The organism is Streptomyces sp. NPDC101776 (assembly GCF_044766845.1).
Lineage (GTDB): Bacteria > Actinomycetota > Actinomycetes > Streptomycetales > Streptomycetaceae > Streptomyces.
The window spans coordinates 12,568-32,349 of record NZ_JBIWMV010000027.1; the positions used below are offsets into that span (position 1 = coordinate 12,568).

Here is a 19,782-nt window from a genome sequence, read left to right on the forward strand (position 1 = left end):
GTGGACGCACATGAAGTGAACCGTGCTCGGGCGAAGTTGGCGTTATTCGTGGCTGATGTGTTCGCGTCGGTGCCGCGGAAGGATCAGCGGGCCAAGGGCGACTGCTATCTGCGGGGGCTGATGCTGGACGGGCGGCGTAAGGCGATCCAGCCGATGGCGGAACGGCTGCCAGACGGCAACGAGCAGAACCTGCAGCAGTTCGTGAACCAGTCGACCTGGGATCCGGTGCCGGTGAGACGGCGGATCGCGCAGCGGATGGTGCCCCAGGTCAGTCCGGATGCCTGGGCGGTCGATGACGTGTCGTTCCCCAAGGACGGGAAGATGTCGGTGGCGGTCGCCCACCAGTACTGCGGAGCCTTGGGCAAGCAGGCCAACTGCCAGGTCGCGGTGAGCGTCCACGCGGTCTCCGACACCGCGTCCTGTCCCCTGCAGTGGCGCCTGTTCGTGCCCCAGGAGTGGGCCGACGATCCGCTCCGCCGGCGCAAGACAGAGATCCCCGAGGAGACCGGGCACCGGGAGAAGTGGCGCCTGGCCCTGGACACCATCGATGAGCTGGCCGGATGGGGTCTGGTGCCGCCGGCGGTGGTGGCAGACGCCGGCTACGGACAGAACGCCGACTTCCGCGACGGCCTGGAACAGCGCGGCATCAACTACGCGGTGGCGATCCGCTCCGACGTGACCGTCCACCCGCACGAGGCAGTGCCCACGGCCCCCGCCTGGTCCGGCAACGGCCGCAAGCCGCAGCCCCGCTACCGCGACAAGCCGTTCTCGGTCGCCGCGCTGGCGGCCGGCCACGGGCGGCAGGCGTTCACCGAGGTGACCTGGCGGGAAGGCTCCCGCGGAGTGATGCGCTCACGCTTTCTGGCGCTGCGGGTGCGGCCTGCCGGGGTCAAGTCCCGGCGCCTCGCCCAGGCCGCCGCCACCGGCTCAGACAGCTGGGACGGCGTCCTGCCCGAGGTCACGCTGCTGGCCGAATGGCCCGACGGCGCCGCAGCACCCACCGACTACTGGCTGTCCAACCTGCCCGCCGACACCCCGCCGGCTGAGCTGGTCCGCCTCGCGAAGATCCGCTGGCGCATCGAACACGACTACCGCGAACTCAAACACGGCCTCGGCCTGGACCACTTCGAGGGCCGCTCCTGGACCGGCTGGCACCACCACGTCACCCTCGTCACCGCCGCCCACGCCTTCCTCACCGAACAGCGCCTGTCCCCAAAAGCCGATACACCGGACTCACCCTCTACCAGACCCTCGACACCATCCAGGACCTGCTGAACTGCTGGACCGGCACCTGCACCACCTGCCACCGCCCCCTGCCCGCAACATCCGCCACCAGCCAGAACCCCAGAGCCAGAGCAACCTAACGGAGTCCTACTAGCCCCGCGTGGCGCGGGGCCGGCCGTGTGCCGTGGGTCAGGAGAGGGGGTGCAGCCAGTGGGCCTCCAGTTCCCCCTCGACCAGGCCCGCGATGGCGGCGAAGTACGTCTGCATGAACGGCTGCGAAACGTGCGCCAGCAGGTGGGCGCCGGAGGACCAGCGCTCGTAGAAGGCGAAGGCGCCCGGCTGGTCCGGCGTGGTGTGCACCACGTACTGCTCGCATCCGTCCTCCTTGCGGGTGAGGCCGATGATCGCCTGGATCTCGCCCAGCATCCGGCCCTCCCCGCCCGCCTTGGCCCGGGCGTATCCATATACCGCGACCGGTGTGTCCGAGGCGAGGATGGCGGCGGGGATGAGGCCGTCGGGTGTCGTGTCGTCAGTGCTCATGAGGTCCTACTCCGTCATGGTCGGTTCCGCCGGTTTTGATGGCCGGCTGTCGGAGTGTAAAAGTTGACGTTAACGTCAAAGGCAAGTCGGGTGACGAACCCCGGGACGGCCCGGCAGCAACCGGGACCCAGCGGCATGTGGAGCAGAGGGAGCGACGGGATGCGTATCGGCGAGGTGGCATCGGCCGCGGGAGTGAGCACGCGGGCGCTGCGCTACTACGAGCAGCAGCAGCTCATCGCGTCGAGCCGCAGCGCGGGCGGGCAGCGCCTCTACTCCCCGGACACGGTCGAGCGAGTGCGGTGGATCCAGCTCCTCTACGCTGCCGGGCTGAGCAGCCGGACGATCGTGGAGTTCCTGCCGTGCGTGCACACCGGTATCGCCGGCCCGGAGATGATTGCCCGGCTTCGTGCGGAGCGGGACCGCCTCGACGATCACATGCGGGACCTTGCCACCACGCGAGCCCGACTGGACTCTGTCCTCGCCGCCGCCGAGTCCGGCGCGACACGGCCGGCCGGCGAGGCCGCGGGGGTCTGAGGCTCGACCAGCACGCGCACGCCTTGGCCCGGTGCCCAGGCCGAGGACGCCGAGGAGTGGCTGTTCTCGGACTTCGGCTGGGCGGAGTTCGACACCGAGGCGCATTTGATGCGCACGCTGGGCCGGTTCGAGGGCCGCGCGAGACCGTCTACCAGGCCGTCTATCCGCCGCACCGCGGCGGCCTGGAACGCACCCCCGGCCTCCTGCGCACCGGCTGGCCCGCTCGCCGGCGACGCCGCCGGCCCGACGAGCGCGCCACCCGGTTCATCGACCCCGGCACCCCGATCAGCCACCGCCCAGACGAGCTCAACGACCGCCAGACAGCGGGCAGTTGGGAGGGCGACCTGATCGTCGGCAAGGGCAACCGGTCCGCGATCGGCACCCTCGTCTTCGACTTCCCACGGCTTCGGCCGAGCCCCTCCGCACCCCCGCTCAACGCTCCCGGGGTAATCCAACTACTCCGATGATCATTTCGTTAGGAGTTCTTAGCCGGCTTGGTAGCGGGACGCGAGTTGGGGGCTCTGGCCGGCGAACGTGGCGAGGTCCGCACTGAACACCGCTTCGAGGAGGCTGCGGCTTTCCACGCCGGGGGCGATGACGACTTCACCGAGCTCGATGCCGGCCAGTGTGGCGTTGACAACGTCATCGGCTGACATACGCGGGACGGCAGAGAGATCGATGCCCTGGACCTCGTGGAATTCGGTGGCCACGACACCGGGGCAGACGGCGTGCACCGTGACGCCGGTTCCCTCCAACTCGGCGTGCAGCGCCTGCGACGTGGCGACCGCGTGGGCGAGCGTGCCCGTGTAGACGGCGCGACCGGCTCGGCGTTGTGCTTCCGACATCGGTGCAGGGCCTGAGAAGGCGAGCATGCCGGCGACGTTCACCACCGTTCCCGCGCCGCGAGCGAGCATGCCGGGCAGCGCCGCGCGCGTGAGCATCGTCGGCGCGGCCACCTTGACCTGCACCAGCTCCCGTGCCTTCGCGGCGGGGAGCTTCGCCATCGGCATGTAATGGGAGACGCCGGCGTTGTTGACGAGCATGGTCAGAGGCTGGTCTGCGCACACATCGGCCACGGCGTCGATGCCCTGATCAGTGGAAAGGTCGGCGGTCACGACCTGCACCGCGCCGACAGGCAGAGACGCCGCGAGCGCTTCGAGCCGGTCCCGCCGCCGTGCGACGGTGATCACACCGTAGCCGTCCATAGCGAGACGCTCGGCGAATGCCCGGCCGATTCCCGAGGACGCACCGGTGATCAGTGCGAGTGATGACATCAGCGTTACTCCTGTGTTCTTTCGCGGTGCGGATGCAGCCGGGCGCAGGCCCTGACCGTCCGCCTGCAAGCGATGCTAAACGATTAATAGACTGAGTCCAATATCGGCCTCAGGCCAGGAATGTATGCTGGCGGCATGGGCCTGCGGGAACGAAAGAAGCTGGAAGCCTGGCGCGCCATCCGGACAGCGGCACTGGAGCTATTCAATGAGCGAGGCTTCGAGACCGTGACCGTGGACCAGGTTGCCGCCGCCGCCAACGTCTCCCGCGCCACGTTCTTCAACTACTTCGCCAGCAAAGAGGCCGTGGTCTTCGACCGCGACCCCGAGGAGCACCACGCCTGGAGCGCCCTCATCGCGGCACGCCCTGACAATGAACCGCTGTGGGCCGCCTTGAGCACGATCCTGATGACATTCGCCGAACAGCACGGTTCACTCATGCCGCTACAGCGCCGCCTCAAAGCCCGATCGCCCACCCTGGCGCAATCCACGCGAGAACTCGGAGAGCAGTTCCTCGAGGACTTGCATGCATGGGCCCTCTCGCGGGACGGCGACGAAGACGAACTCACTGCGAACCTGCAGCTCAACATAGCCGTGTCCGCCAACAGGACGGCCTACCAGATGTGGGGCCCCGACGAGCCGTACGACCGGTACCTCCAACTCCTCGAACAATGCCTGATCCGCGCAGGCGCCGGCTTCGGAACGTCGGCGAGCGGTGCAGCTCTTTGACCCTCGTCCTGGCGGAAGGACGTACGCGGTCAGCGTGTCCGGGACCCTCAGCTTGAGATAAAACCTGTGTGGTGCGCCCTCGACGGCGACCTCGCCCACGCCCTCGACATCGCCCGAGACCGCGATGTCATCATCCAAATCCGCACCAGGGAGGTCTGCCGGGATATCGGTCTGGTGCTGCGCCAGGAGTCACCCATGCTCGACACCGACTCAGTACACACCGTCCTGGACGCCGACGGCACCCTGCTCCCGGAACCCGCCAAGCACAACCGCTCCGTCATCCTCACACTCCCCTGCTGACCTGTTACCGGCATCAGCTCTCAGCTTGACTCTGCCGGAGGTCTTGGAGCGGTCGAGGTGCACACCGCACCACCTTACGGTGCACGGCGGTCTGCGGGTACCCGGGCCTACTGCTTTGAGCTGGGATGATTGAGCTCTGGGTACCTCGGCAGTACGCTGATGGCATGGCAGCACTCAACGTGGAATTCTCCGACTCGGAGCTCGTGGACCTCCGGGCGGCCGCCCAGGACCATGGCATGACGCTGAAGGCCTTCGTGAGGGCTTCGACCACCGACGCCATCGCCCACCAGCGGAGCCTGAAGGAGGCGGCGGCCGAGTTCCAGAGAGTCTTCGCGGACCCGGGGTTGGCCGATGCCATCGCAGCGGCGGGCATCGACGACGGTCCAGTGGCGAACACGGCGGGCAGGGCTGCCTGAGCAATGGCCGCCCCCCTGCACATCGACGTGCGCTGGCTCCTGCAGCAGCACGAGACGGCCCTCCCCGCCCAGCCCCACATCAGCGACTTCTCGGCGCTCGTGGCCGCCGTGGCGCGCCATCGTGTCGACCCGCCCCGCCTCGGTGTCGATCCCGACGCGTCCTGGCGGGCGGCGGCGCTGCTGCACACCTTGCTGCTGCTCAGGCCGCTCCCCGCTTTGAACGTAAGGTTCGCATGTGCTGTCACCATCGCTTACATGCACGCCAGCAGCGAGGGGCTCGACGCCCCCTACGGCGAACTCGTCGAACTGTGCAAGGACCTGATCAGCGGTAAGGACACGGTGTTCGGCGCCGCCGACCGGATCCGGTCCTGGCGTCTCTGACAGTCCTGCCGCCGAGTCGCCGCAGCCGCGCGGGCGCCGGAGACTGACGGGCATGGAGCTGCCCGAACCATACGAAGGCACCGCTCAGGTCGAACACGAAGCCGGAAGGGTGCGGATCGTCCGCACCCAACTCGGAACGCGTGTCCACATGTTCGCCGAACTGACGGCCTCTTGAGTGTTCGTCAGAAGTGGCCCCAGGAGCGGTCTGCAGTGGAAGGTCACCCGGCGGCCTCTCATGGATCAACACCCACCCGTCCGGCGAGGTCAGTCGTGCCGTTCGCGTTCTCCGGTGACGAGGAATTTCACGTCACGGCAGAATTTGTCGAAGGAGGGCGCTGCGGCGCGCGCGGCGTCCAGGTCGAACTGTGCTGCGAAGGACGGCTGGTGTGCGGTCTCCTGGTACGTCGCGCCCGGTGGCATCTGCCGTGAGAGCCACTCCTTGGCGCCCCGGATGCTCTCTGGACGCGGTGGCGGCTGGAGGTCGTGCGGCAGTCCGGCGCGGCCGGCCAGGCTGGCCGCGCCGGCGAGGAACCAGGCTTCGAATTCACGGACTGCCGCGACTGCGACCAGCGGGACGTTGTGGTGAGTGGCTTGTGCGTGCTCATGCAGGATCCGGGCCAGCTCGACGGGGCAGTCATCGTCCGAGTCCAGCAGAGCCAGGACCCCGGTCGGCCGGGGAGAACGCGCCATGACGATAGTCAGGGCGTGCTCGAGGTGGTTCTTTTTGAGCATCCGGTCCCGAGGGAGGCGGTGAGGACGCTGGATGGCTGCGTACATGCCGGGCAGCAGGTGAGGGACAAGGCGGTTCAGCAGCCCGTGCAGGGCTCTCTCTTCCCCGTGTCCCTCGACAATCGAGGCGATGACCGGGCAGGGGCTGTTCACCGCTGCTCGCCCTCTTCCCTCTGCCCTGGTCCCGAAGCAGTTGCAGGACGCATCTCTCCACTGCGCAGGAGTTCCGGCAGCGTCAGCACGCCGTCGGCGAGGAGGCGGCGCCCTGAGCCGTCGATCGGCCCGATCACGGTTCCTGTTCCGCCGTCCCGGACGATCAGCAGATGGTCGGGATCGGCGGCCGCGTTGTCCAGGAGGTCCGCGCTCTGTGTAGTGACGATCACCTGGGTATTACGGGAAGCGGCTACCAGGGCGTCGTAGAGGGCGCCGAGCATCGGGGGGTGCAAAGAGATCTCTGGTTCTTCGATCCCGACGAGCGGGATGTCGCCCTCCAGCGCCAGCGGCTGGAACAGCGCAGCCAGGACCGCAGTGAGGCGGAGGGTCCCCTCCGACAGCGACCGACGGTCGACCCTGGTTTCGTGTCCGTCCGCCTGGAGGAAGCGGCCGACGACATAGGCGAGGCTGGCTTCGGACACCTCGACACCGTCCACCGCGACGGCGTTGTCGATCATGGTGGAGAGGTAGCCGTCCACGGCCTCCTTGGCCCAGGGATACTGCTTGCTCATCTTGGTGAGCACGCGGGCCAGATGGCTTCCGCGCTCGCCGAGCAGTTGTCCGCTCGTACTGCTCGAGGTGTCGTCGACGTCCCGCAGGGCCGGCGTCAGGAACTCGTAGAAGCGCATACGGCCCAGGGAGCGGGCGAGCGCACGCGCCTCACGGTTGGAGCGGCTGACACGGGCTGGCAAGAGGAAGTCGTCCCGGAAGACGGGCTCGTCCCCGGACGGGTCGGGGGGGAACGGCTCGCTGACCAGAGTTCCGTTGATGACGAGTTCGTCCTTGCGCACCACCGGCAGGGAGGGGTCGCGCTGCGGGTCGGTGCCGATCTCCACTGTATAGGCCGCATCGAAGGGGGTGCGGTCGTCGTGTGCACGGACTTCCATGTGAATGTGGAAGGACTGTGCCTGCCGGCCGGCTCCGTCGCGGTGCAGGACTTCATCGAGGCCGCCGCGTGGTTCGAGTGCACGTGCAGGCGAGGTTCGCACAGCATCGCGGACGAACCTCAGAGCGTCGAGGAAGTTCGACTTGCCTGCGGCGTTCGGGCCGGCCAGGACGGTCAGAGGGCCAAGGCGTACGTCGCAGCCGCCGATGGAGCGGTAGTTCCCGATCTGCAGCCGAGTGAGGAACGCGGAGGGGGGCTGGTGTTCGACGGTCATGACAGTGCCCTGGTCGGGACGGGTTGCGGACTCCGGTGGGAAACCGCGGCAAGCAGTGACGTTCTCACGGTGCCCGCGGCAGAAAACCGCTTCTGACGGCTTGAGGCAGTACGGCTCGTCGAAGCAGCCTCCGGTCGCCTGATGTCACCGGCGCGGGCTTTGGGCGTTGCCGGGGGCACTGCTTGGGTGAAGTGTGTGAGGTACGTGCTACTCGCCGTACGTTGCCTGCTGTGATCCACAATCGGTCACCCTATCCGGATGACTGCGGACGTTTCGAGTAACAGCCCGGCCGACGGGACCGAAGGCCGCACACCAGGGTGAGGGCAAGACGCCGCGCATGTGACGTGCACCGAGCAGTAGGCAGCACCCGCTGACGAGGTCCGACCCGCCCTTGGCCGGCGGAAGACTGCAGAGGCAGAGGAGGACCGCATGGCCCCATCGTCGAAAATCTTCTTCGAAGAAGTACGAGCGGCTTACGCAGGGGCGGCAGGTTCTCTGTATCTGGCCGGTCCGGTCGAGACGGAGAACGTCCTGCCGGTGTCGACGTACACGGGCGGCGGCGTCGAGTACAGCGCCGGACTCGACGTCAGAGAGGGCTATGTGGACTGCGCCGTCGGCACCGAAACAGAAACTGTCGGCTTCACCGTGAGCGTGGGGCAGCTGGCACTGGCTGCCGGGGTCATCGAGGTCCGCGGAAAAATCTCCTACAGCGCCCGCACCCTCACCCAACTCAGAAAGTCACTGTCGGGGCAAGCCGGATACGTCCGGCTCGTACACCCTTTGCTGGCGGGGCAGGGCCACAGAAGCACTGATGCGACGGGCAGGTGCACGTGCGTGGAAGAAACCGGCATGCCCTTGAAGCAGGGCTTGCAACTGGCTCGGCTGCGGTTTCTCCTTCTGGAACACCACTACCGGCGGCTCGTAGACCCTGAGCAGTCGCGGGAAGTCCAGCGATCGGAATCACACGACGGTCAACGGGGGCTGTCGTCGTGCGTGGCGTTCGTGTGCGGGAGACGAAAGTCCATGGCCCGGCCGACCTCTCGCCAGGCCGTCTCTGCCGTCTTGCGCGCATCGGCGGCAACATCACCACGTTCGCGTAGGAGCCGTTCGTAGATCGGGGCGTCGCTTTGCGCCGTTGTACTCACCGCACTGATTCCTTCCTGATGACGACACCCGCTTGGTCTCCGGGCCTCAGGCGGGGACCGAGTCTATGGTGCCCGTTCCGTCAGCCTCGTCCCGTTCCGCCAGATGGGACACAGGATGCACCACCACCCCACCACCGCGGCCCCTTTGCGTTCCGTGCGTGCCGGCGCCGACGAGGCGGTGCCACGACGGCCATGCTGCATGGCTGCCACCGAGCAGCGCGGAGACCGGCCAAGGTGCTGAGGAAGAGCAGGACGCTGTTGGGACTGGTGGAGCGCCCATCTCGCTGCTGCCCGCCCGTTCACCTCCCGGGAGGGCCGCCCGCGACCGGCGCGCCCGTGGTGAGACCGTCGGCGGCGTGCTGGTCAGGCTCGGGGCGTTCCTCGGCAACACCCGCCGCCGGGCCGGGAAGCCGAGCCCGGAACGCCGCGCACAGGTGGCCGGCCCGGGTCTGGAGTGGGCGGCGCAGGGGGCGCGTGATGTGGGGTGTGGAGGATCTGGTCCGGGCCTCGGTTCGGCGGCAGGGCGCGGGGCTGGGCGTGGCGCAGGTCGCGGGCGGGGCCGCGGAGGCTGCGCGGCGGGAGACGGTGCCGGCCGGGCGGGTTGCCATGTCGGCGTCGGGCTTTGCGGTGCCGGTCATGGTCCGGAGGGGACCGGCATGGCCGTGACGGGGCTGGTGATGTCGCGGAGTGTGTAGCGGAATGCTTCCTGGAGTGCTTGCCAGGAGGCGGTGATCAGGTTTTCGTCGACGCCGACGGTGCTCCAGGAGCGTTCGCCGTCGAAGAAGGTGGCCAGGACCCGGGTGGGGGCGGCGCTGCCTCGCCGGCTGGTGGGCACGCGCACCTGGTAGTCGGTGAGTTCGAGTCCGGCCAGGCTCGGGAAGAGGGTGTCGAGGGCCTGGTGGAGGGCGCAGTCCAGTGCGTTGACGGGTCCGCTGCCTTCCGCGGTGGCGGTGATCGGGGTGGTGCCGGGGACGTGCAGTCGTATGCGGGCTCTGCTGATGGTGGTGCCCGAGTGTTGTTCGACGGTGATCTGCCAGGAGTCGGTGGTGAAGGGGTGCGGGCCGGCTGTGCCGGCGGAGAGTTCTTCGCGCAGGAGCAGTTCGAAGGAGGCGTCGGCGGACTCGAAGCTGTAGCCGAGGTTCTCGAGTTTTTTGATGCGTGCGGCGGCTCGTGCCACCGGTTCGGATCCGGCGGTGACGGTGTAGCCGAGTTCGCGGGCTTTGAGTTCGATGGAGGAGCGGCCGCCCATGTCGGAGACGAGGGTGCGCATGCGGTTGCCGGTGGTGGCCGGGTCGGTGTGCTGGTAGAGGTCGGGGTCGATGCGCAGTGCGGAGGCGTGCAGGCCGGCTTTGTGGGTGAAGGCGGACCGGCCGATGTAGGGGGTGGCCGGGTGGGCGGGCTGTGCGGTGAGTTCGCCGATGGCGCGGCCGGTTTCGGCCATGGTGGTCAGTCGGTCTGCGGGCAGGACGTTCAGGCCGCGTTTGAGGATGAGGTTGGCGGCGATGGTGAAGAGGTCGGCGTTGCCGCAGCGTTCGCCGTAGCCGTGGGCGGTGCCCTGGGCGTGGGTGGCTCCCGCGTCGATGGCGGCGAGTGTGTTGGCGACGGCGCAGCCGGTGTCGTTGTGGCAGTGGATGCCGAGTCGGGCGCCGGTTGTGGTGAGGGTGTCGGTCACGGTGTCGCGGATCCGGTCGGGCAGTGATCCGCCGTTAGTGTCGCACAGGACGATGGTTTCGGCGCCGGCTTCCGCGGCCGCGTGGACGCATTCGAGGGCGTAGGCGCGGTTGGCGCGGTATCCGTCGAAGTAGTGCTCGGCGTCGATGAAGACGCGCCGGCCGGCGTGGACGAGGTGGCGGACGGTGCTGGTGATCATGGCGAGGTTTTCGGCGAGGGTGGTGCGCAGCGCGAGTTCGACGTGGCGGACGTCGGTCTTGGCGACGAGGGTGATCACGGGGGCGCCGGATTCGAGGAGGGCTCGTACCTGTGGGTCGGTGGAGACTGCCGTGCCGGGCCGGCGTGTCGCTCCGAATGCGGTCAACTCCGCGCTGTGCAGGGTGAGTTCGGTACGGGCGCGGCGGAAGAATTCGGTGTCCTTGGGTACGGCGCCGGGCCAGCCGCCCTCGATGAATCCGACGCCGAAGGTGTCGAGGTGGCGTGCGACGGCGAGTTTGTCGTCGACCGTCAGGACCAGTCCCTCCTGCTGGGTGCCGTCCCGCAGGGTGGTGTCGTAGAGCTGGAAGCCTTGTGGGGCCATCACGGTGACCTTCCTGGGTGTCTCATCGGGGCGTCACGGTCGGGCGGCGGCCTGGTGCGGTGGCCGGCCGGGGTCCGGCGGGGGTGGTGGGGCGGCGGGGGTGCGGTCGAAGCGTGGGGCGGGGGCGGGGCCGGTTTCGGTGTAGGTGCCCCGGGCCCGCAGGTGTGGATGGGCGGGGGCTTCGGTGAGGCTGAGTACCGGTGTCACGCATGCTTCGGTGTTCTCGAAGTGTGCTGCCCAGTCGTCTCGTGTGCGGCGGCTGAAGCGTGCGGCGAACGCGGCTTTCAGCGCGGGCCAGTTGGCGGGGTCGTCGCGGTGGGGCAGGGTGGAGGGGTCGAGTCCCAGTCCCTGCAGCAGCGCGGTGTAGAACTGCTCCTCGAGTGCGCCCACCGCGATGTGCCGGCCGTCGGCGCAGGCGTACACCGTGTAGAAGGGTGCCCCGCCGTCCAGCAGGTTGTGGCCCCGCCGCTCGTGCCAGGACCCGCCGGAGGTCATGGCGAGGAGCATGGCGAGGAGTGAGGCGGTGCCGTCGACGATCGCCGTGTCGACGGTCTGGCCGAGTCCGGAGCGCTGCCGTTCCCAGAGGGCGGCGAGGATGCCGCAGACCAGGAGCATTCCTCCGCCCGCGAAGTCGCCGAGGAGGTTGAGGGGTGCCACGGGCGGGCCGCCGGGCTCACCGATGGCGTGCAGCGCGCCGCTCAGGGCGATGTAGTTGATGTCGTGGCCGGGGTGTTGTGCGAGGGGTCCGCTCTGTCCCCAGCCGGTCATGCGGGCGTAGACCAGGCCCGGGTGTCGGGCGCGGCAGATGTCGGGTCCGATGCCGAGGCGTTCGGCGACGCCGGGGCGGAATCCTTCGACCAGGACGTCCGCGTCCTGTGCCAGCCGCAGTAGTCCGGCCACTCCGTGAGGGGTTTTCAGGTCCAGTGTCACGGAGTGCCGTCCGCGGTCCAGTATCCGGTGCCAGGTGGCGTAGGCGCGGGTGCTGTCGGGCCGGTCCACCCGGATCACCTCGGCTCCCAGGTCGGCCAGCATCATGCAGGCGTGGGGCACCGGGCCGATCGCGGCCAGTTCCACGACTCGCATGCCGGACAGCGGGCCGGTGCCCGTGGCGTCGTCCATGGGTCCCAGGTTTGCCGGGGCTGCTCGAGGGTGTCTGGAGTGGGGCTCCAGCGCGGGCTCATGGGCCGGCCGTGCCGGGGGGCGGTGGCGTGGAGGCCCGGGGGCGGACGTTTGTGTGGACGGCGCCGGGATCAGCCTGCGGGTGGCGTTCCACTGCCCGGGCCTTCCGGGTCTTCCGTGTCTTCCGGGCGGGCTCGGCGGGCTCGTGCCGGCCGCTTCGCGTCGCCCGGGCCTCTCGGGCACTGCCCCGGTCCGGTGGCGGCCGTGGTGTCGCCGGTGGTCGCCGGGCGGCCGTGGCGTGCGGGAGCGGGCCGGAGAACTGCGGTGCGCACTCCCCCGGGTCATCGGGCCGGGGTGGAGTCCGGCGGGTGCCGCCGCTGCCTCGTGGTGGACGGCGATCAGGGGTGCGGTCTGCGGGGTCGCGGGTGCCGTTGCGGTGTGCTCTCCCTGGCTCGTCCGCCGCTCCCGCGGGCCGTGCACGTCCTGCCGGACGGCCGGCCGGGGCCGCTGGGGCAGGACGGCCCGGCCGTGGGCCGGCGGTGGCCGGGTCACCGCACCGCCGCCGGTCCCGGCGGGGCCGGGGGCGGCGGCGGTGCGGGAGTTCTCACCGGGGCAGCCGGGGGCTGGTGCCGGGAAGGGGGCGGTCAGGTCCGGACGGTCCTGAGGGCGCGGGTCCAGGATTCCAGCTGGTCGAACAGGGCGGTCGCGGCGGTGTCGTGCTGGGCGCCGGGCTTGAAGAGGGAGAAGTCCTCGAAGTCGGTGAACATCGAGAAGGACAGCTGCTGGCGTACATGGGCCAGTCGGAGTTCGCTGGCGATGGCCCGCAGGTGTTCCACGGCCCGGGTTCCGCCGAGGGTTCCGTAGGAGACGAATGCGGCGGCCTTGTCGGCCCACTCCCGGTGCAGGTAGTCGATCGCGTTCTTCAGGACGCCGGAGGTGGAGTGGTTGTACTCGGGGGTGACGAAGACGTATCCGTCGAACTCGGCTATCTTCGCCGCCCATGCCCTGGTGTGGTCGTTGCGGTAGGGGCGGCCGCGGGAGGGCGGGACGGGCTCGTCCAGCAGCGGCAGGGGGTAGTCGGCGAGGTCGACGAGTTCGTACTCGGCGGCGGTGCGGGCACCGGCGCGGTCCAGGACCCAGTCGGCCACGGCCTTGCCGTTGCGGCCGGGGCGGGTGCTGCCGAGGATGATGGCGATCTTCAGTTCGCTCACGGGGTGCCTTTCCGTATCCGGGCTTCAGGCTTTCTGGCCGGCCTTCTCGTAGAAGCCGTCCTCGTGGATGGGCCGGACCTCGTCCTGGCGGTCGTTGGCCGTGAGCCAGGCCTCGCGCAGGGCGGCGGCCTCGTCGTCGGCCTGGGCCGCGGGGACCAGACGGCCGTCGGGGGTCAGGCGCAGCGGCCGCTCGCCGGCCGGGCGCCAGTCGAACCGGGCCGCGATCTTGAACAGGTCTTCCTGGGTGAGCGGACCGCCGTTGTCCTTCTCCGCCTGCAGCGCGGTGGGGTGGTAGTTCTCGTAGCCGCCGGGCATGTGCAGGGTCAGGAAGCGGGCGCCCTCGCCGGGCGGTGTCGCCCAGGTGTGCCGGGTGCCGCTGGTGATGTGGGCCATGGAGCTGGGGCCCAGTTCCACCACCTCGTCGTCGAGGGCGACGATCAGCCGTCCCGAGACGACGAAGTAGGTTTCCGTGGACTGCGCGTGGGTGTGCAGGGGCGGCCCCGACCAGGCCGGGCCCTGTTCCGTCTCCACCAGCGACGCCGCCCCGTCGGTCATGGTGGTGGACAGCACGATCTCGAATCCGCGGCGGCCCTCGGGCCGGTCCTCAGGGTGGACGATGTGCGTCATGGTGTCCTCTCCGTGGTGGCCTGTGAACGCTGCGCCGATCTAACCGGCGCTGCCCGCGTCCGAGTGCGGACGCGGCGGCCGCAGTTGAACGCCCGCGCCGAGCTGCGTGCCGGATTGCGGCGGGGGCGGGGCCGGCGGGCGGGAGCGGTCCCGGATGTGCTCCCACCTGGGGCGGGGCGGGAGGACCGGTGTGTTCGCGGTGTCCCTGCGGCGGGGTGGCGGCGGGGTGGTTCGAGCGGGGGTGGTGGGGGGCGCGGGCGTGGTGCGGGGCGGGCTGCGGCGGGGCTTGAGCGGCTCTGTGTTCTTCCTCCGCCGGGGCGCCGGAAGGTGGCCTGGACGACCCGTCACTGTCACCTTCTGAAGCGAGGCCGGACATGATCCGTTCTTTCCCCCGCCGTTTCCTGCGTGAGGTGTACCGCGCCCTGGTGGCGCACGGCACTCAGTACACCGGCGTGCATCCCGAGGCGGCGGCCCCGCCCGCACCGGCAGCGGTGCTCACGGGGCCTTGTGCCGCGCATCCTGAGCGGGTGTGCCGGGAGGTCGCGCTCACGCCGGCGGAGCGGGCGCTGGCGCGTGAGCTCGGGGCACGCTGAGCCCGGGCACGGCCGCCCGGGCCCCGGCATGCCGGCGCCTGCCGAGGCCCGTGAAAAAAAATGAGGGGGGTGGGGTCCGGCAGGCGGGAGGCGGCCCCTGCCGTACGGGGCAGGGGCCGCAGGGCGAGGGGCTGTTTCAGGCGGCCGCGTGTTCGGCGACGAACTCCTCCCAGGTGCGCTTGCCGACGTCGTTGCCCTTGAGGGCGAGGTTCTCGCCCGCGCGGTAGGCCTTGCCGGCCTTGCCGGGCATCCGCATCGGCAGCATCGGGCGGCGCTTGCCGTGGGCCTGCAGGTAGCTGCGCAGCAGATCGCCCAGCGGGTAGACCTTCGGCCCGGCCAGGGCGGGTACCAGGCCGGCCGGGGGGGCCAGTGTCAGCTCCACCAGCCGGGCCGCCACCTCGCGTGAGTCGACCGGCTGGAACTGCAGGCCGGGTACCGGGATGACCGGCATCTTCGACATCTTCTGCGCCATCGTCCACACGATGTCGTGGAACTGGGCGGCCCGCAGGATCGTCCAGGGGATGCCGGAGCCGGTGACGGCCTTCTCGGCGTCCAGCTGGATGCGGAACCAGTTCATCGGCATGGTGTCCGTGCCGATGACGGAGATGTGCACGATGTGCCGGACACCCCCGACCCGTTTGGCGGCCTGTACGAGATGTCCGGTGGCCTTGTCGTCGCCCTTGGGGCCGCCTGCCAGGTGCAGGATCGTGTCGGCCCCTTCGATGGCCGGCTCGATCCGGTCGCCGCTGAGCAGGTCGACGGCGTAGTGCTCGATGCCGTCGCTGTTGGCGTGGGTGTGGCGGCTGACGATACGCACGTCGCGTCCGGCCGCGCGCAGCAGGGGAACGACGTGCCGTCCCAGATTACCGGTGCCGCCGGTGACCAGGATGGGTGAGGTCATCGCTGCCTTGTCTCCTTCTTCAGGGGTCTTCAGGGGTCTTCAGGGGATGGGGGTTCTGCTTCGCCCCGGGGGCCGGCCGTGTCCTGCCGTTGCCGGGGCGGAGGGCTGCTAGACGCTCGCGGGGGTGCGGGCCGGGCCGAACCAGCGGCCCAGGGCGTCGGCCAGGCCGGTGCCGGGCGCGGCCCAGGCGATGTGTCCGTCGGGCCGCACCAGCACCGGGCCCAGGCCGGTGCCGGCGGTGCCGGTCCAGTGGCCGGTGACGGTGTCGACGCGGTCCGCCCACGCGGCGGCGGCCGCGGCGGCCGGGGTGCCGGTGTCGATGAGGACGCCCCGGCCGGGGCGCAGCAGGTCGGCGACGCGGGTGCGGCTGCCGTCGGGGCGTTCCAGCTCGTGGCCGGGTGCCAGCCGCAGTCCCAGCAGGGGGTGGGCGGCGGGCCGCGTGCCGTCGGGTTCCCTGCCGTGTTCCATGTCGTAGCGCACGCCCAGTCCGCTGACCATGCCGGCGAAGTGGCCTGCGGCCTCACTGCCGGCCACCAGTTCGCGCATGAGGGTGCGCAGCGGGTCCATGTCCGCGCCGCTGAGATAGAGCGTCGTCGCGGCGTGGGTGTTGCGCATCAGCCGGCGGCCCACGGGGTGCCGCTCGCTGTGGTAGGTGTCCAGCAGGCTGTCGGGGGCTGCGCCGGTGGTCACGGCGGCGAGTTTCCAGCCGAGGTTGGCGGCGTCCTGCAGTCCGGTGCTCAGTCCCCACCCCGCCAGTGGGGGGGTGTCGTGGGCGGCGTCCCCGGCGAGCAGGACACGGCCGCTGCGGTACGTGGCGGCCAGGGCGGCGCCGTTGCTGAAGGCGGCCATCCAGCGGGCGCTGCCGTGATGGATGTCCTCCCCCGTCAGGCGGCGCCAGGTGGCGGCGATCTCGGCGAAGGTCAGGGTGCGGGAGTCGGGGCGGGGCGGCAGGCTGCGGTCGTGCATGAGGATGCGGGAGTAGCCGTCGCCCAGGCCGACCGAGAGGACCATGTTGCCCTCGGGCACGTACTGGCCCGTCGGCCGGTGGCCGACCTCCGCCCCGGTCACGTCGGCCATGTACATGCCCCGGGTGGATTCCCAGCCGGAGGTCTCGATGCCGGCCAGGGTCCGGATCGTGCTGTGGCCGCCGTCGCAGCCGACGAGGTAGGCGGCGCTCTCGCGGCGGCGGCCCGTGGGGGTGTCGAAGAGGGCCTCGACGCCGTCGGCGCTCTGCTGGAGGCCGACTGCCTCGCAGCCGCGGCGGACGGGCACACCGAGTTCGCCGAGCCAGCCGGTGAGCATCTGCTCGGTGGCGGACTGCGGCAGTCCCAGGACGCCGTGGTGGTCGTCGTCGAGGAGGTCCAGGTCGATGCCCACTCCCCCGAAGTGGCCCTGGCGGCCCCACCGGACGGTGCCGAGCCGCTCGAGCAGGCCGCGCTGGTCGAATATCTCGGCGACGCGTTTCGTGAAACCGAGGGCGCGTGATTCCCCGGTGGGTGCGGGCAGTTGGTCGTAGACGACGACGTCGGCGCCGCCGAGCCTGAGTTCTCCGGCGAGAAACAGTCCGACGGGCCCCGCCCCGACCACTAATACGCGATTTTCCATTGTCCGCTCTCCCCTTGTAAGGACAACGCCGTCTGCGAGATCGAACGCCGGCTTTCTTTTTCTCATGATGTCACAGTCCGGCTGCCGGATAACTTCCCGCGGTCGCCGTGTGCCGACGATCCACCCGTTACCGCCGGAAATGCAAGCGGGACCCGACCGTTTCTCAAGCCGTTTTCGAGCAGGGGTCGAGTCCCGTTGGCGGGCGGTGGTGGAGCGGAATTGCGGCGGGACCGGTCAGCTCGGTGTCGCCTTGCGGTAGCGGCGTACCGCGAGCGGTGCGAACACCAGGAGGATGCCCGCGGTCCAGGCGAGCGAGCCCAGGACGGGGGTGGCTGTGTCGCCGCCGAACAGCAGGGCCCGTACGGCGTCGGCGGTGTAGCTGACCGGCTGGTGGGCGGCGACCGCGCGCAGCGGGCCGGGCATGGTGGCGGTGGGCACCAGTGCGGAGGAGACGAATCCGAGCGGGAAGAGCACCGGGAAGGCGACGATGTTGGCGGTCTCCGGGCTGGAGGCGGCCAGTCCGATCAGGCAGAACACCCAGGACATGGCGAACGCGAAGGCCAGCACGAGCAGGCCCGCGGCCAGATAGCGCCAGATGCCCTGGTGGATACGGAAGCCGACCAGGTAGCCGAGTCCGGTCATCCAGACGAAGACGAACACGTTGCGCAGCAGGTCGGCCCCGGTGCGTCCGGCCAGGACCGCCGAGCGGGCCATGGGCAGCGCCCTGAAGCGCTCCAGCAGGCCGCTCTTGAGGTCCGCGGCCAGGCCGACGGCGGTCGCGGTGGCGCCGAAGGCCAGGCCGATGGTGTAGGCGCCGGGCATCATGTAGTCCGCGTAGCGGGCCCCGTCGGGCAGGGCGTGGGTGATCGCGCCGCCGAAGACGTAGCGGAACAGCAGGACGAACATGACGGGCTGCAGGCTGGCGAAGAAGATGGCCTGCGGGACGCGGACGTAGCCCAGCAGGTTGCGCCAGGTGATGGTGGCGGCGCTGCTCAGGGCTCCCGCCCCGCGGCGGGGGGCGGTCAGGGGGATGCTGCCCGTGCTCATGCCGCCTCCCGGGAGTCGGCCTGCGGCTGGTGGGCGGCGCGGCCGGTGAGTGCCAGGAACACGTCGTCCAGGCTGGGTTCGCGCACCGCGAAGGTGAGCGGGGACAGGCCCGCGTGCTGCAGGGCGCCCAGGATGTCCAGGGCGGCGGCGCCGGCCGGGGCCTCGATCCGGTCGCCGCGCCGCACGGCCCGGTAGCGGCCGGACAGTACCTGCGCGGCCGCCTCGGCCTCGTCCTCGCCGGCGAAGCGGGCGGCGATCACGGAGACGCCCAGGCCCGCCTTGAGCTGTGCGGGGGTGCCCTGGGCGATGACGCTGCCCTGGTCCAGGACGACGAGGTGGTCGGCGAGGTGGTCGGCCTCCTCCAGGTACTGGGTGGTCAGCAGGATGGTCGTGCCGTCGGCGACCAGCTGCTCCAGCACGCTCCACAGGTCCCGGCGGCTGCGCGGGTCCAGGCCGGTGGTGGGCTCGTCGAAGAAGAGGATGCGGGGGCTGTGCACGAGGGCGGCGGCGAGGTCGAAGCGCCGGCGCTGGCCGCCCGAGTAGGAGCGGCTGGGCCGGTCGGCGATGTCCGCCAGGCGGAACTGCTCCAGCAGTTCCGCGGCCCGCCCGCGGGCCTGCGCCCGGGTGAGGCCGGTCAGCCGGCCCACCATCAGGAGGTTCTCCCGGCCGGTCAGGTTGGGGTCGACCGCGGCGTACTGGCCCGCCATGCCGATCAGCGGCCGCACCCGCTCGGGCGAGGCGACGGCGTCGATGCCGTCGATCAGGACGCGGCCGGCGTCGGGGGTCAGCAGGGTGGTCAGGATGCGGGACGTGGTCGTCTTGCCCGAGCCGTTGGGGCCCAGCAGACCGACGACCTGTCCGTAGGGGACGGTGAGGTCGACGCCCTTGAGGGCCTCGACGTCACCGAAGCGTTTGACGAGGCCCTCGGCGGCGATGGCCGCGCCCTGGCCGGCGGCGGGCCGCAGGGGGCGCGGGGCCGGCCCGTCACCGGGCAGTGCCGTCATCCCCTCGGCCGGAATGATCTGGCGCATGTCGTGCACCTTTCTGTTCGGGTGGACACGGGCGGGGCCGCGGTGCGGGCAGGGGGACGGGCACCGCCGGGTGCGCCCCGGGGGTGTGGTGCCCGTCCTGCCCGCGGCGCGGCTACTGCGCCCAGGGCGGGGTGAAGGACTGCTCGCCCGGGACGTGGGCCCGGCCGCCGACGGGCAGCACCACGACGAACTCCACCGGCTCGCCGTGCGGGTTGCCGATGCCGAAGGTGGTGTCCGGCGGAACGATCAGGGTGTCGCCCTCGGCGAGGTGGTGCAGGTCCTCGCCGAGCTGCACGTCCGCCGCGCCGGACAGCACGTGGAAGATCTCCTCGTGGTCCACCGTGCCGAACCTCGGCGGGGTGGACGCGGCGATGGTCAGACGCCACACGCAGGTCTGCGTGGAGCCCCGGCTCGGCGCCGCGAGCCCGCGGACGGTCAGGTGCGGTGTGCCGGCCGGGGCGGCGACCCCGGGCATCGAGTAGGTGAACACGGGCGCACTGGCGCTTTGGATAACGGGCACGGTGTCCTCTCCGGTCCTCTCGGACCCACAACACGGAATTGACCGGAAAATGGCTTTCGGCTGTGGTGAAGAATAGGTTCGGTGGCCGGGTGCCGACAACGGCTCAGACTTGTGTCTGAACGCCTGCCCGACTGCGGACCGGCAGCAGTTGGACACCGTGTGCGCCGCTCTTTTCTTTGACGCCCCGGGAAAAGCATGGATAATTTTCCGGACCGGGACCGGAAATGGCTGACGT

Annotated in this window: 23 protein-coding genes; 9 read left to right on the forward strand and 14 right to left on the reverse strand. The window is 70.3% G+C overall.

Going from position 1 to position 19,782, the window contains the following annotated elements:
* Nucleotides 1–1,275, forward strand: a complete 1,275-nt coding sequence (locus ACIRRY_RS45865) for an IS701 family transposase (protein ID WP_403985322.1) — start codon at nucleotides 1–3, stop codon at nucleotides 1,273–1,275.
* A 138-nt stretch (nucleotides 1,276–1,413) separates the two neighbouring features.
* On the opposite strand, the gene ACIRRY_RS45870 is transcribed toward ACIRRY_RS45865, so the two are convergent.
* Nucleotides 1,414–1,764, reverse strand: coding sequence for a putative quinol monooxygenase (locus ACIRRY_RS45870; protein WP_055612311.1), 351 nt, complete (start codon nucleotides 1,762–1,764; stop codon nucleotides 1,414–1,416).
* Between the two features lie 159 nt (nucleotides 1,765–1,923).
* Here ACIRRY_RS45870 and ACIRRY_RS45875 point away from each other — a divergent pair, with 159 nt between their 5' ends.
* Nucleotides 1,924–2,298: a MerR family transcriptional regulator gene (locus ACIRRY_RS45875; protein WP_403985324.1), complete on the forward strand. Its 375-nt coding sequence runs from the start codon at nucleotides 1,924–1,926 to the stop codon at nucleotides 2,296–2,298.
* Nucleotides 2,299–2,354: 56 nt separating this feature from the next.
* Entirely contained in the window at nucleotides 2,355–2,765 is a 411-nt protein-coding gene (locus ACIRRY_RS45880; RefSeq protein WP_403985326.1) for a hypothetical protein, read from the forward strand.
* An 18-nt stretch (nucleotides 2,766–2,783) separates the two neighbouring features.
* Here ACIRRY_RS45880 and ACIRRY_RS45885 read toward each other — a convergent pair whose 3' ends face one another.
* Nucleotides 2,784–3,572, reverse strand: a complete 789-nt coding sequence (locus ACIRRY_RS45885; protein WP_403985499.1) for an SDR family NAD(P)-dependent oxidoreductase — start codon at nucleotides 3,570–3,572, stop codon at nucleotides 2,784–2,786.
* A 135-nt stretch (nucleotides 3,573–3,707) separates the two neighbouring features.
* Here ACIRRY_RS45885 and ACIRRY_RS45890 point away from each other — a divergent pair, with 135 nt between their 5' ends.
* The 4 genes from ACIRRY_RS45890 to ACIRRY_RS45905 all read left to right on the forward strand — a co-directional run bounded on the left by ACIRRY_RS45890 (nucleotide 3,708) and on the right by ACIRRY_RS45905 (nucleotide 5,395).
* Entirely contained in the window at nucleotides 3,708–4,298 is a 591-nt protein-coding gene (locus ACIRRY_RS45890; RefSeq protein WP_403985328.1) for a TetR family transcriptional regulator, read from the forward strand.
* 66 nt (nucleotides 4,299–4,364) lie between these two features.
* On the forward strand, nucleotides 4,365–4,598 hold the full coding sequence (locus tag ACIRRY_RS45895) for a hypothetical protein (RefSeq protein WP_403985330.1): 234 nt from the start codon (nucleotides 4,365–4,367) through the stop codon (nucleotides 4,596–4,598).
* Nucleotides 4,599–4,762: 164 nt separating this feature from the next.
* Nucleotides 4,763–5,014 (forward strand): hypothetical protein, encoded by a 252-nt coding sequence (locus ACIRRY_RS45900; RefSeq protein ID WP_403985332.1) that lies wholly within the window; start codon nucleotides 4,763–4,765, stop codon nucleotides 5,012–5,014.
* Between the two features lie 3 nt (nucleotides 5,015–5,017).
* Nucleotides 5,018–5,395: a toxin Doc gene (locus tag ACIRRY_RS45905; RefSeq protein ID WP_403985334.1), complete on the forward strand. Its 378-nt coding sequence runs from the start codon at nucleotides 5,018–5,020 to the stop codon at nucleotides 5,393–5,395.
* 264 nt (nucleotides 5,396–5,659) lie between these two features.
* Here the strand turns inward: ACIRRY_RS45905 and ACIRRY_RS45910 are convergent, their stop codons facing one another.
* Nucleotides 5,660–6,277, reverse strand: coding sequence for a DUF4276 family protein (locus ACIRRY_RS45910; protein ID WP_403985336.1), 618 nt, complete (start codon nucleotides 6,275–6,277; stop codon nucleotides 5,660–5,662).
* Nucleotides 6,274–7,497 (reverse strand): AAA family ATPase, encoded by a 1,224-nt coding sequence (locus ACIRRY_RS45915; RefSeq protein WP_403985338.1) that lies wholly within the window; start codon nucleotides 7,495–7,497, stop codon nucleotides 6,274–6,276. Before ACIRRY_RS45915 ends, ACIRRY_RS45910 begins: the two co-directional genes overlap by 4 nt.
* A 429-nt stretch (nucleotides 7,498–7,926) precedes the next feature.
* Here ACIRRY_RS45915 and ACIRRY_RS45920 point away from each other — a divergent pair, with 429 nt between their 5' ends.
* A complete protein-coding gene (locus tag ACIRRY_RS45920; RefSeq protein ID WP_403985340.1) occupies nucleotides 7,927–8,610 on the forward strand; it encodes a hypothetical protein in 684 nt (227 codons plus the stop codon).
* 331 nt (nucleotides 8,611–8,941) lie between these two features.
* Here the strand turns inward: ACIRRY_RS45920 and ACIRRY_RS45925 are convergent, their stop codons facing one another.
* From ACIRRY_RS45925 to ACIRRY_RS45945, 5 genes are all read right to left on the reverse strand, one after another.
* Nucleotides 8,942–9,280: a hypothetical protein gene (locus ACIRRY_RS45925; RefSeq protein WP_403985342.1), complete on the reverse strand. Its 339-nt coding sequence runs from the start codon at nucleotides 9,278–9,280 to the stop codon at nucleotides 8,942–8,944.
* Nucleotides 9,277–10,893, reverse strand: coding sequence for a citramalate synthase (cimA, locus tag ACIRRY_RS45930; protein WP_403985501.1), 1,617 nt, complete (start codon nucleotides 10,891–10,893; stop codon nucleotides 9,277–9,279). Before cimA ends, ACIRRY_RS45925 begins: the two co-directional genes overlap by 4 nt.
* A 33-nt stretch (nucleotides 10,894–10,926) precedes the next feature.
* Entirely contained in the window at nucleotides 10,927–12,012 is a 1,086-nt protein-coding gene (locus ACIRRY_RS45935; RefSeq protein WP_403985344.1) for a CaiB/BaiF CoA transferase family protein, read from the reverse strand.
* Nucleotides 12,013–12,656: 644 nt separating this feature from the next.
* Nucleotides 12,657–13,223, reverse strand: a complete 567-nt coding sequence (locus ACIRRY_RS45940) for an NADPH-dependent FMN reductase (protein ID WP_403985346.1) — start codon at nucleotides 13,221–13,223, stop codon at nucleotides 12,657–12,659.
* Between the two features lie 24 nt (nucleotides 13,224–13,247).
* A complete protein-coding gene (locus ACIRRY_RS45945; protein ID WP_403985348.1) occupies nucleotides 13,248–13,850 on the reverse strand; it encodes a cupin domain-containing protein in 603 nt (200 codons plus the stop codon).
* 374 nt (nucleotides 13,851–14,224) lie between these two features.
* Between ACIRRY_RS45945 and ACIRRY_RS45950 the strand changes: the two genes are divergently transcribed.
* Entirely contained in the window at nucleotides 14,225–14,443 is a 219-nt protein-coding gene (locus ACIRRY_RS45950; RefSeq protein WP_403985350.1) for a DUF6059 family protein, read from the forward strand.
* A 136-nt stretch (nucleotides 14,444–14,579) separates the two neighbouring features.
* Here the strand turns inward: ACIRRY_RS45950 and ACIRRY_RS45955 are convergent, their stop codons facing one another.
* The 5 genes from ACIRRY_RS45955 to ACIRRY_RS45975 all read right to left on the reverse strand — a co-directional run bounded on the left by ACIRRY_RS45955 (nucleotide 14,580) and on the right by ACIRRY_RS45975 (nucleotide 19,547).
* Nucleotides 14,580–15,344 carry an SDR family oxidoreductase gene (locus ACIRRY_RS45955; protein WP_403985352.1) on the reverse strand — a complete coding sequence of 255 codons (765 nt, stop codon included), beginning with the start codon at nucleotides 15,342–15,344 and terminating at the stop codon, nucleotides 14,580–14,582.
* A 108-nt stretch (nucleotides 15,345–15,452) separates the two neighbouring features.
* Nucleotides 15,453–16,949 (reverse strand): FAD-dependent monooxygenase, encoded by a 1,497-nt coding sequence (locus ACIRRY_RS45960; RefSeq protein ID WP_403985354.1) that lies wholly within the window; start codon nucleotides 16,947–16,949, stop codon nucleotides 15,453–15,455.
* A gap of 234 nt (nucleotides 16,950–17,183) precedes the next feature.
* Entirely contained in the window at nucleotides 17,184–17,996 is an 813-nt protein-coding gene (locus ACIRRY_RS45965) for an ABC transporter permease (RefSeq protein WP_403985356.1), read from the reverse strand.
* A complete protein-coding gene (locus ACIRRY_RS45970) occupies nucleotides 17,993–19,027 on the reverse strand; it encodes an ATP-binding cassette domain-containing protein (RefSeq protein ID WP_403985358.1) in 1,035 nt (344 codons plus the stop codon). Before ACIRRY_RS45970 ends, ACIRRY_RS45965 begins: the two co-directional genes overlap by 4 nt.
* A 112-nt stretch (nucleotides 19,028–19,139) precedes the next feature.
* Nucleotides 19,140–19,547, reverse strand: a complete 408-nt coding sequence (locus ACIRRY_RS45975) for a cupin domain-containing protein (RefSeq protein WP_403985360.1) — start codon at nucleotides 19,545–19,547, stop codon at nucleotides 19,140–19,142.
* Nucleotides 19,548–19,782: the final 235 nt, after the last annotated feature.